We start from the raw sequence: 12,829 nt of genomic DNA, 5'->3' as shown, positions 1-12,829 counted from the left end.
AAATATTATGATCTAAACATCATTTAACTCTAATTACTAAAATCAGCAACATGCTATACGTGATATAGTGGAAATTGATCGCACAGAGCTTTTACTTGGTTAACAGCTTTGTTCTTTATACTTTCATCCAATCGGAATTGTGTATCGGATATTACGGTTGTGTGGGTTAGAATCTCATTAATAATTTCAGTGCATTGTTTTAATTCTGGTTGACCAAGTCCTCTAAAAGCTAAGGAATTTGTACCAAAACGTAACCCACTTGCTATCATTGATGATTTATTATCTCCGGCAATACGGTTTCTATTAACAATGATGTTACATTTTTCCAATGATTTTTCTGCGCAATATCCTGTAATTCCTCTGTCAAGCAGATTAACTAAAACCATATGATTATCCGTGCCTTGAGTAATAACGTTGTACCCTAATTCGATTAAATTATTGGCTAATGTATTAGAATGCAAGATAACGTTTTTCATTAACAAAGCGAATTCTTTACTATTAACAAAATCCAAAGCCCTTGCCTTTCCTGCAATAGCATTTAAGATCGGCGTCCCTTGATAAAACGGAAATACTGCTTTTTGCAGTTTTTGGGATAATGTGACGTTTTTTTCTACGCAGATATCATAATCTTTACCACATAAAATCAATCCTCCCCTAGGGCCGTATAATTGCTTATATGTACTAGTTGTTGTGATATGGGCATGGTCTATTGGACTCATGTGTAGCCCGGAAGCAACAAGGCCGGCTATATGAGAAATATCAGCTAATAAAAAGGCGTTGATCTTATCTGCTATCTTTCTGAATTTGGCAAAATCTATTTTCCTCGGATATGAGCTTGCACCACAAATAATAAGTTTTGGTTTGCAATGTAAAGCTATATCTTCTATTTGTTCATAGTCAATATATCCTTTTGGATCAACTCCATAAGAGTAGACTTCAAAATATTTAGCAATAGCAGAAACCGGAGCACCGTGAGTTAAGTGACCACCGCTACAAATATCCATCCCCAAAATGCGATCTCCTGGATTTAGCAAGCCAAAGATTACAATTTCATTACTGGAGGAACCTGAATGAGGTTGGACATTTGCATATTTGGCGCTAAATGCGCTTTTTGCTCTTTCAACAGCTAATTCTTCAATTTGGTCAACAAACCTACAACCTCCATGATAACGTGAATTCGGATAACCTTCTGTTGTAACATTGATTAATGTCGTATTTTCACAAGCAATAACGCTTGGTAGGGCAACACTTGCCGATGCTACCATTGATAGAGCATTTTTTTGGCGCTTAGATTCTTTGTTTATCAATGAACTTAATAAAGGATCTTCGCTTTCCAATAAACAAGATGATTGTTGTTGTGATATAGAGTTAATCATTTAATTCCTTCCATATTTCCTTTTTTACTTCATCTTCGGATAGGCCACTTATCCTAATTAAAAGATCTGAGATTTCATGAATATTAATACCATTTTCATGACCAATTGCTTCTAATTTTCCACTCATTGCTCTAACAGTCGGCTCTTTAAATAATTCACGTAGTGGAAAGTCAATCTTAAGTACATCTCGAACTCGGGAAACTAGACGTACAGCTAATAAGGAATGCCCACCTATTTCAAAAAAATCTGTTTCTACACCAATCTCGGCTATACCAAATAATTCTTGCCATATATTGACGATAACAGTTTCTAGTGAATTGGCCGGGATAACATATTGTGATGTATATTGAGGATAAGTTGTTAGACAGGAAACATCATTTCCAGCTATTTTATCATGTAATTGCAGACCTTCTCTATTTACCCATTGGTTGATACGAGAATTCAAATTACCGGTTGAAACCGCAATTTGAGAAAAGGTAGCTAAACCTGTAATTCTATGAAAAACTTCCGCCCCCTCAGAAGGAGACATAGGTAGTTTTGATAAACTTTTACCAAAAACCTTCCCATCATTTGTATCCCAAAGATCCCAGTTTATGCTAACCCACGGCCTACCCTTATTATGGCTATAAGCGTCCATGAAGGCATTGGCCGAGGCATATGCTGAATACCCTAATCCCCCTAAAATTGCGGATAGTGATGACATTAAAATACAAAAGTCTAATTCAACGTTATCCAAAGCATTGGCAAGCGCCAACGTTCCATATATTTTTGTATTTAACTGTAATTCAAGATCATTCCTATTTAATTCAGTTACAGACCTAACCGCTCTTTCCCCCACCGTAGCTGCGCCATGGATAACACCATTAATTTTTCCAAATTTTGCTAAGGTTTGGTTGATCGCTTCACTCATTTGCTCTTTACTGGCAACATCTGCTTTTATTACCATTATTTCTGAGCCTAATTTTTTGAATTGGGAAAGTTTATTTATGCAATTTATAATTTTTGGATTACTTTCTACTTGCGAAACAATACGATCCCATTCCTCTTCGGGAGGAAAATCTGAATGCGTTAACAAGACTAATTTGGCATTAAAATGAGTAGCTAGATATTCAGCCAGGATTAAACCTACACGCCCTAAGCCACCGGTGATAAAATAGACTCCTTTATATTTCAACGCAGAAGTGTTTTTTATAGCGTCTGTTGTCGGTAAAGTTATATAATTTTGTTTCCAACGTTTTCCTTGACGGTAAATAAAATTAGAGTTTTCTGGTTCAGAAAAAACCTCTTTAATTAAAGCATCTAAATAATATTGAGGATCTTCTGATTCAGTGGGTATATCTACGCATTGAACGGTAATGTTGGGATATTCTTGAGAGATTGATTTGCTCGGTCCAAGAATGAGTGACTTAAGAGCATTCGGGATATCATATATGTTAAAAGTAGCTAACTGGCAGGTGAAGTAATACAGCGCTATATCTTTACCAATCGCGTATTGTGACAAACATTTCGCTATATATAATATGCTATAAAAAGAATAATCAATAAGTACGGTATCAACTTTTTCGTTAAATGTATAATTAGGTATGAGCCATAAATTAACTATGACGTCTGGAGTCTTCCCTTCTTTATCAAGCTCTGAAAAGAGTTTATCATAGTGTGAGTGATCGCCAGGATTGATATAAAAAGTATTTTCTGCTTTTTCGTATGGTTCAGCTCCGGAATAAACAATAATAGTATTTTCAGCTATGCGCTGAATCTTGCTTAAAAGCTGGCAAGAGATGCTATCTTCCTTATGAAGGAAAACGAGTACACATTCAGGTTTTTTTTCTTGCGACAATAAAATAGCTTCTTTCCAAATTGGAATATTCAACCACCTATCAATATTTTTACTTTTTTCAATTGCAATTGATGAAGATAGTTGATCATTTAGTAGAGCCGGAAGCTCTGGCTTTCTTGCTCTTGAAAAATATTTTCTCTGAAATGGGTACTTAGGCAAGCTAACCCGACTAAATTTGTTTTCTTCATTAAACTTAGACCAGTCTACAGTAACGCCAGTCTCCCATAATTTTCCAACTGCATTTAATAAAATTGATGAGTCAGAATCATTACTTTTAGCTCGTTTCATACAATTTATTGCTAATATCGGGCTGATAGGATTATGGTCCTTGATAAGCGTTGTTAAAGCCCTACCCGGCCCTACTTCTAGAAATATTTGATAGTCATCTTTTAGTAGCTTACTTATCCCGGCACTGAAATTTACAGTATTTTTTAAATGCTCTAACCAATATTTTTTACTCTGTGCTTCTTCTTGTGTTATCCATGTACCGGTTACATTGGAAACGTATGGAATAGTTAGTAAACCAAACTTTATTGTTTGCAGAACCTCTTCAAATGATTTAAGGACAGGCTCAACGAGATGAGAGTGGCCAGCTGTATGGATAGGAATTTTGTAATATGCGATTCTATTTTTATCTAAACGAGCTACAAGCTTTTGTACTTCTTCAGGACGGCCAGACACGACAGTTTGATTAGGACTATTGATAACAGCTAAAGATAGCTCGGTTCCGTCTAGGTATTCTAATGTTTTTTCGGCACTACACATAATGCATAGCATAGCACCTTCACCTGAGATTTCTTCTAATAAGCGAGAACGACATGCAACTAAATAAATTGCGTCTTCAAGTGAGAAAATACCTGAAATACATGCAGCTACATACTCTCCTAGGCTATGACCTATCATAGAATGCGGTTGAATCCCCCAGTGCATTAATTGACAGGCCAAAGAGTATTCGATTGAAAAAATTAATGGCAATGAAATAGATGTTTTTTCTAGTAACGTTTCTATTTCTTCAGATGGGAGGTCCCCTGAGTATAGTGCTGAACATAAATCTAATTTTAGTTGAGTTAATAATAGATCTGAACATTGTTTAAATGTTTTTTGAAATATGGGGAGAGTTTCAAACAGCTCTTGTCCGATTCTTAGATAATGTGTGCCACCACCAGGAAACATGAAAACCACTTTGTCGTTGTTAATTTCCTTTGTGGCAGATGTTGAATGAAGAAGTTCCTGCAAACGTTTAATGGCCTCGGTTTTATTATGACATACTAATGAAACTCTTGAGTCAAATTGACTCCGGCCAATTTGATAAGTATAAGCAATATTTGCTAAGTTAGGAGAGTTCTCTTTTTCTAGAAAATGGCATAATTCTTGACACATTACAGCCAGATCGGTAGCACGTTTAGCAGACAAAATAATTAGGTGTGGATTTTTTTTATTATTGGTTGAGTTTATATTATGGTCTTGGTACTCCTTTAGAACAATATGTGCATTAGTTCCACCTATGCCAAAAGCACTAATGCCGGCATACTTTTCCCTAGCACAGATGGTATTCCATGATGTTAGCTTTGTATTGACATAAAATATATTTTCTTCAAGTCTTAATTTTGGATTTGGTTTATCAAAGTTAAGCGATGATGGTATTATTCCTTTATTTAGGGAAAGAGAAGTTTTAATTAAACCGGCTATTCCAGCGGCGATGCCAAGATGACCGATATTTGTTTTTACGGAACCGATCAGACAAGGAGAAATTCTATTCTTGCTTGCGTAAGCTCTTTTTAAGGCAGATAACTCAATTGGATCGCCTAATATTGTTCCTGTTCCATGCGTTTCGATATAAGTGACGTCTTCTGGGTTGACACCAGATATGTTCAATGCAGTATTAATTGCTGTAAATTGTCCTTCTTCACTTGGTGCAGTGTATCCAATTTTACCACTGCCATCATTATTGATACATGATCCTTTGATAATGCAATAGATATGATCTTTATCTTCAATTGCAGAAGCCAATCTTTTTAATACTACAATGCCTAACCCATTACCGTCAGTTGTCCCTTGGGCTTTTTCATCAAAAGCTCGGCAATGTCCATCAGGAGAGAAAAAACCGCCTTCTTGATAGAGGTAACCGGTTTGTGAAGGGATAGAAATCGAAACACCACCTGCGAGAGCTATATCAGACTCTCCGCTTAGAACACTTTGACATGCCATATGGACAGCAACTAAAGAGGTCGAACAAGCTGTTTGAATATTAACACTTGGTCCAGTTAAATTGAGTTTATATGATACGCGAGTAGGTAAATAATCTTTATCGTTTGACAACATTAGATGTAGACCGCCGACCGGGTCGATATCTCCTGGATTCGAATACAGATCTATTAAGTAAGTGTTCATTGCAGCACCAGCAAACACGCCAATATTACCGTTGTATCTTAGAGTGTCATATCCGGCATCTTCTAATGCATGAAAGGCCGTTTCTAAAAATAACCGGTGTTGAGGATCGAGTAATTCGGCTTCATAAGGAGTATACCCAAAAAATTCTGCATCAAAAAACTCAGAATTTTCAATACTACCTTTTGCAGGTACATAATTAGATTGCTTTATAACTTGTTTTTTAACGCCGAGTGCCAATAATTCGTCTTCGGAAAAGAATTTTATAGACTCTTTCCCTTCACATAAATTAGACCAGAACTGATCGATATTGTCAGCTTCCGGAAATCGTCCTGCCATTCCTATAATAGCTACATCATTAAGCATATCATCACACGTTAATTCATTTTCAATATTCATGTTGCCATGCTCCAATTAGGATTTATTCTTCTGCTTTCGCAGGAGAAACTGTTTACGTAATATTAATTTTTCACTTGCAATGCTTTGGTTTTTATTTGTTTCTATGTGTGGTGTGTTTAAATATTTACTTATTGAAGATACGGTTGTGTATTTGAACATTTCAATTAAGTTAATTTCTTTATTAAATTCTTTAGATAAAGCATTTTGTACTCGAACCATCGCTAGGGAGTTACCGCCAACATCAAAAAAATTATCGGTTATACTGAATTTATCATGACCTAATACTTCTTGCCAGATAAGGAATACTTTCCTTTCATACTCATTAAGGTTTTTGTTATTAACCTTTTTAACTTCATTTTCTTCTTTGACACTTAGTAGTTTTTTTCTGTTAACCTTACCATTGGCCGTGATTGGTAATTCTTTAACTATAAATATTTTTGCCGGAAGCATATAATCTGGTAAGGATTCTTTTAAGTCGTTAAATATAATTTCTATATAATTTTCACTGGATAAATTAGTTTCATTCACTATACAAAAAGCGACAATTCTTACTTTTTCCTGACCTAAAGGCTTATTAATAACCGCAGCTTTTTTTATATGCTTAGATTTATCTAATGCTGATTCTATTTCCCCTAATTCAATTCTAAATCCTCTGTTCTTTATTTGATAATCCTGCCGACCGATATATTGAATATTACCGTCAAATCTCCAATATCCCATATCACCGGTGCGGTATAAATTAAAATCATCATTGGAATACGGATTAAAAAGGAATCTAGCAACGGTTTCATCTACTTTATTTATATAGCCAGGCGAAACAGGTATACCTCCAATAAAAATTTCACCGATTCCTCCTATAGGTAATGGCTGAAGATTTGAGTCTAAGATATATATCTCAGCATTTCTTATTGGCTGACCAATTGGCGGAGAATCAGGCCATGTTTCTGGCTGTCCGGTTAGGATAAATTCTGTTACAACATGCGTTTCTGCTGGACCGTAGTGGTTATGAAGGTTTGCACCTGGTAATTTAGAAAAGAAAGTCCTTATTGCTGGTGTGACGACTAATTTTTCACCTGCTGTAATGACATGCTTTAGCTGTTTAGGAAATATATTAATACTTGTTGCTGTTTCAGATAAAATATTTAGTGCTACATAAGGTAAGAAAATTCGCTCTATTTTTTTGTTATCAATATACGATGATAGCCATCTAAAATCACTTCTCTGATCTTCATGAATGATATGCAATGTACCACCACAAGATAAGGTGCTAAATAACTCTTGAAAAGAGACATCAAATGTTAGAGGTGAATAATAGAGTGTTGATATCGGTGTGTCTTGTTTCAAATCAGCAATATGATAATCAATTAAATTTGATAGACATCCTCTAGTTATGCCAACACCTTTAGGTTCGCCGGTCGATCCAGAAGTATAAATAATATAGGCTAAATCAGTTGTATTAAAATTATTATTTCTTTCTATATAACCGTTACTTATATTAAGATTAAATGCACTGTGAAGAAGCTCGGCCACTTGACAGCATTGTATATTAGAATAGTCATAACTCTCAATTTCGCCAATCTGTTCGCTAATAAGAATAGCAGGAGTGACATCATGTAAGATTGATAAAATCCTATTTTTAGGCATGGCGTTATCAATAGGAACACATATAGCACCAATTTTTAATACAGCTAATATAATTTTAATTTGTGATTCAGAACGTTGAAGACAAATTGCAACCTTGTCTTGCTTTTTTATTCCTAATGACTGTAAATATCTAGCTAATATTTCGACTTCTTTGGCTAATGTTTGATAATCAATTGAAGTGTGTGCCTTATTGTCAATAATTGCAGTATTGTTAGGGTATTGGGTAGCCTGCTCTTCAAATCTTTGAATAATATCTTTTTTAAGATTATATTTTTTATTGCTGCCGCTATATTCAGTTAATATATTACTTTTTTGTTTAGAACAAATAAAATCTATTGAACTTAGTTTTTTATCAATATTTTGAGTAAGTTTTTCCAATAAGTTTTTATAATTATCAATAATATTAATGATGCTTTCTTCAGTAAAAAGATCGGTACTATATTCAATGTATCCTCGTAACCCTTGTATTGTCGGATTTAATGAAAGCGTTAGATCATATTTTGCAACATTCAATTGAGGATCAATTAATTCTATTTTTAGGGGACTTAAATCTATGTTTCTTGGTAGTGTGTTTTGTAGAACAAATAATACCTGAAATAAAGGAGTATAACTTAAAGAACGTGTCGGGTTGATAGCTTCAATAATAGATTCAAAAGGTACTTCTTGGTTTGAAAAATCTTTTAATGTATTATTTTTAATAATGTTTAGAGTTTCATGGAAAGTAAATTTCTCGTCCAACTCTGTTCTAATAGCGAGCGTGTTAACAAAGAACCCAACAATATCTTCAAAATCTGGGTGACTTCTATTGGCAACAAGTGTTCCTACAACAATATCTTTTTGACCAGTATACCGGAACAGGAGGGTTTTTAGAGCCGCTAATAATAGCATAAATAACGTCACGTTATGTTCATTGCATAATAGATTTAATCTATCACTTAGCTGTTTGGATATGGATAAACTTGCTCTTTTACCCTGGTGACTGAAGATGGAGGGTCTAGGATAATCTGTTGGTAATGAGAGAAGTGCAGGTGATCCTTCGAGGCGTTTTTTCCAATAATTAATTCCTTCTTTTATATATGATGAGTTTAATCTTTCATTTCGCCAAACAACATAATCGCTGAATTTATATTTCAAAGGCGGTAGGATTCCAGAATCTTGTACTACATAATTTTTATATAATATGGCAAATTCTTTTAAAAGAATTCCCATAGACCATCCGTCTGAAATGATATGGTGTAGAGAAACAACCAGTATATGTTTTTTTTTCTTGATACTAATTAATAAAGCTCTAAATGGAGATTCTTCTTCCAACTTGAAATATTTATTACTTTCATTTGAAATTATATCTGAAATACTCTCTCTCTTTAGGTTCTCTGAAGTAGAAAGGTCTATAACCTGGAAATTCAAATGGGGATCTTTATCATATTGCTGAATAGTTACTCCGTCAGTATCAATAAATCTTCCTTGTAGTGTTTCATGTCGTTTAGTCAGCTGTTCTAAAGCATATTTGATAGCAATAACGTTAACTTCTCCGTTAAGCATAAAGGCCTCAGAGATATTATAAACAGGGCTTTGCTTATTTAACTTATATAGAAACCAAAGTCTTTTTTGGGCATCTGAGAGTGGGGATTTTAATGACAATAATTTAATATGTGATGGTGTTGGCTTAATACTTATAGCATGAGTATTTTTAATTATGTTATTATCAATAAATTCTGATAGGCTTTTTATTGTAGAGTGTTCAAAAATAGAACGAATTGATAGGGTGATTTTTAAACAGTCTTCTATACGATAAATAATTTTTGTTGCCGTTATAGAATCACCGCCTAGTTCGAAAAAAGTTTGTTCATGAGTTAGGCTGGATATGTCCAGTATATTCTTCCAAATATTAGCTACTTGCTTTTCAGTTTCTGTGAAACTCTCTTCATCATATTTTTCAACAACTCCACTTTGGGGTTTCAATATTGATATTTTTTTTCTGTCTATTTTTCCACTTGGTAATGTAGGAAATTGTTGTAAGGCAATAAAGTGTGTAGGTACCATATAATATGGAAGATGAAGCTGTACTTGCTGACGTATTATTGTTGGATCTACGATATTCTTATTTTTAGTTATATAATAGGCAAATAGTTGTTTCCCATTATTAGTTTCAACCACAACAACGATTGCTTTAGCAATTTTCTCTTCAAGCTCAATCGCTTTTTCTATCTCACCTAACTCTATTCTATGCCCCCGGACTTTTACTTGAGAATCACAGCGACTTATATACTCTAGCACTCCATTTTTTCCTGATTTAACTAAATCACCGGTTTTATATATTATTGATGAGAGTTTATTGCTATAGTTTGAAAAAGGATTTTGTAGAAAATGTTTCTTCGTTAAAATCCCCTGATTGAGATAACCTTGACCAACGCCTAGCCCTCCAATATATAACTCTCCTATAACGCCAGTGGGTAGGAGGTTAAGGTCTTTATTGAGGACGTATAATTCAGTATTATTAAAAGGATAACCTATTTTAATTGCTTGATCGTTTGATAGTTTATAAACAGTAGACCAGATCGTAGTTTCTGTAGGGCCGTAAACATTCCAAACATTTTGGCTGATGTTAAGCAAACCATTTTTCACACTTGTGGTAAGAGGTTCCCCACCGCATAAGATTTTTATTTTATTTTTGTAACCAGTTAGAAAAGTTAGAATGCTTTCCCAAAAGGTGGGCGTTGCTTGCACGAACGTAGGTTTCTTTTGCTTTATAAATTCACTTATTTTTTTAAAGTCATTTTTATCGGATTGGTCATAAAGTATGTATTTCCCTCCGGTCAATAAAGGTAATAATATTTCTAAAAGAAAAATATCAAAGCTCCATGAAGTTATACCCAAGAAACTATCTTCTTTTTGAAAATTAAATTCTATAATAGCACTGAGAACAAAGCTTATTATATTCGTTTGGGTGATTTTTACACCTTTTGGCTTCCCTGTAGAACCAGATGTATAAATGACATATGCTAAATTATCCGGTGATATTGGATAATTAATCACTGCATTTTTTACTTGGGATTCTATTGAATCCACACAAATTAAGTCACAGTTAATTGATTTTAGCGAATTATTATTATTAAACACGTTTGTATTTGTGAGAATCAATTCTAAATCAGCATCTTGGCTGATATATTTTAATCTTTCTTCTGGATATCCTGGATCAAGGGGTAAATATCCTATACCCAATCTTAATACTGTTAATATGGAAACAACCATGTAATAATTACGATCAAAGCATAATCCAATTAACTTTTTATTTATATTGGATTTTATCAATTTTTCTTTTAAGAAATTTGTTAGGGAATTTATTTCTTGATTCAACTCTGCATAGGTTAATTTTATATGGCTTGTTTCTATCGCAACATGATTTGGTACCAACGACACTTGCTTATTAAATAGATCATAAATTGTTAAGTTAGGTAATCTATCTATCCTAGGCTCTATATTTATTTGAATTTTTTCTTTTAATCTCTGATCTTCGAGAATTTGCATGTTTCTGATTTTACTATCTGGATTTTTGAGCATATTTTCGAGCAAAGTAGTGAAATTATGTGCCATCTCAATAATATATTCGTCGCTAAATAGAGCGGTTTTATACTCAAATGCAAACTGAAGAGAATCACCTTCGTCATAGATGAAAGTAAGATCGTCCTTGGAGGTTTTTGTATCAATAAGAATAGACTCAGAACAGGCATTGGTGAAATTAAGGCCTGAAGTTACAAAATTTGTCCTTAAAATAGATACATTATATAATCTGAGTATGGAGGCATTTTCTTGTTTTCTAAGCGACCTTAGAATTATATTAGTAGGAACATTCTCATATTGACGAGCATTCTTACGGTTCTTTTTTATACGTTCAAGTAATTGTGAAAAAGTTAGATCACCATTGAGTTTTATACGCATTGGCAATTGGTTTAAAAGACAGGCAAATAGATTGCTAAACATTTTATTTCTATTTGATTTTGTATAACCTAACGTTATGTTATCTTGCCCGGTATAGTAACGAATTAATATGCTAAAAAGACCAGTTAATAAAATAAAAGTAGTTACTCCTACTTTTTTAGAAATAATTTTTATTCTATGGGTTAATTCGTCTGAAATATCAAAATAATATCTTTTTCCATTGAAATCATATGTTGTTTCTTCGGCAATTTTATCATGTAGATTGATAAGTAATTCAGTCCCTTTTAATTCAGAAAGCCAAAATTTGATTCCTTCTTTAAATCCTTCAGATTTATTAATAAGATTCTCTTCATAATCTAGGTAATCATTAATTGAGATATTTATATTTGGCAAAATGACACTATTTTTTATAATGAATTGATTATAATGGAAAGATAAATCTTGTAGAATAAAGTTTGCAGAATATCCATCGGTAATAATATGATGCAAGTTAAAAACTAAATAAAATTTTTCTGATGAGAGTTTAATTAGGCAAAATTTAAATAAGGGTGCTTTTGTTAAATCAAATGGTTTACTAATAATTTTATTTATGGTGTCTATTTTAACTTCGTTTTGTTTATATGAAGGAATGTCTGTTAAATCCACCAATTCCATTTCCGGAACTAAATCATCCAGAATCTTTTGAAAAACTTTATCATTGACTTCTATAAAAACTGTTCTCAATGTGTTGTGTCTTTTCACTACTGAAGCCAAAGCTGAATTTAATGCACTAACATTTATATTACCTTGTATTTTGAATACTAAAGGAGTATTAAATGCAGGGCTATTGGGAGTTAGTTTCCATTCAAAAAAAAATCGTTCTTGGGTATTTGATAATAACATTGGCATCGGAGGTATCCTTAAACATTAATATTAGATGTTCCAAGTTATAACCCGACATTCCGCACCGCATTCATAATTTGTTGTTTTAATTAAGAATTAACAAATGCATAAATTTTATACAAACGATTTTAAATCAGTATATTACAGATATAGCTGCGGAATGACAGATAACGCCTTGATACTTATTTACTACTAGGTAGTGTCCCTTAATTATATAATCTCCGGCAAAAGAGTCGGATACAGCCTAATTTCACCATCGACAGATAGTTTCGTGCTGTTTTTTCATAGCGTGTTGCAATACGTCTATTACCTTTCAAAAAACCAAAACAGCGTTCGACAACATTACGGTCACAATAAGCCTGTT

The 12,829-nt window shown here is 33.4% G+C and carries 3 protein-coding genes and 1 pseudogene; all 4 read right to left on the bottom strand.

Annotated features, from left to right (window positions below):
• Positions 1-53: 53 nt before the first annotated feature.
• The gene (locus tag EAE91_RS20845) at positions 54-1,376 is read right to left on the bottom strand and encodes a serine hydroxymethyltransferase (protein WP_214090166.1); all 1,323 of its coding nucleotides are present in this window, start codon (positions 1,374-1,376) and stop codon (positions 54-56) included.
• Positions 1,369-6,000: a type I polyketide synthase gene (locus EAE91_RS20840; protein WP_214090165.1), complete on the bottom strand. Its 4,632-nt coding sequence runs from the start codon at positions 5,998-6,000 to the stop codon at positions 1,369-1,371. Before EAE91_RS20840 ends, EAE91_RS20845 begins: the two co-directional genes overlap by 8 nt.
• A gap of 15 nt (positions 6,001-6,015) precedes the next feature.
• Positions 6,016-12,471 carry a non-ribosomal peptide synthetase gene (locus EAE91_RS20835; RefSeq protein ID WP_214090164.1) on the bottom strand — a complete coding sequence of 2,152 codons (6,456 nt, stop codon included), beginning with the start codon at positions 12,469-12,471 and terminating at the stop codon, positions 6,016-6,018.
• A gap of 200 nt (positions 12,472-12,671) precedes the next feature.
• Positions 12,672-12,829 (bottom strand): annotated as a pseudogene (locus EAE91_RS20830) (IS5/IS1182 family transposase); the annotation flags it as partial.

It is taken from the genome of Photorhabdus noenieputensis (genome assembly GCF_018448935.1).
Lineage (GTDB): Bacteria > Pseudomonadota > Gammaproteobacteria > Enterobacterales > Enterobacteriaceae > Photorhabdus > Photorhabdus noenieputensis.
The sequence above is the reverse complement of the archived record's forward strand: the minus strand, read 5'-3'. Positions and strand labels throughout refer to the sequence as shown.

What these genes read in the sequence shown, in the direction of transcription:
- EAE91_RS20845 (WP_214090166.1), bottom strand. Translation starts at nt 1,376, where the DNA reads ATGATTAACTCTATATCACAACAACAATCATCTTGTTTATTGGAAAGC.
- EAE91_RS20840 (WP_214090165.1), bottom strand. Translation starts at nt 6,000, where the DNA reads ATGAATATTGAAAATGAATTAACGTGTGATGATATGCTTAATGATGTA.
- EAE91_RS20835 (WP_214090164.1), bottom strand. Translation starts at nt 12,471, where the DNA reads ATGCCAATGTTATTATCAAATACCCAAGAACGATTTTTTTTTGAATGG.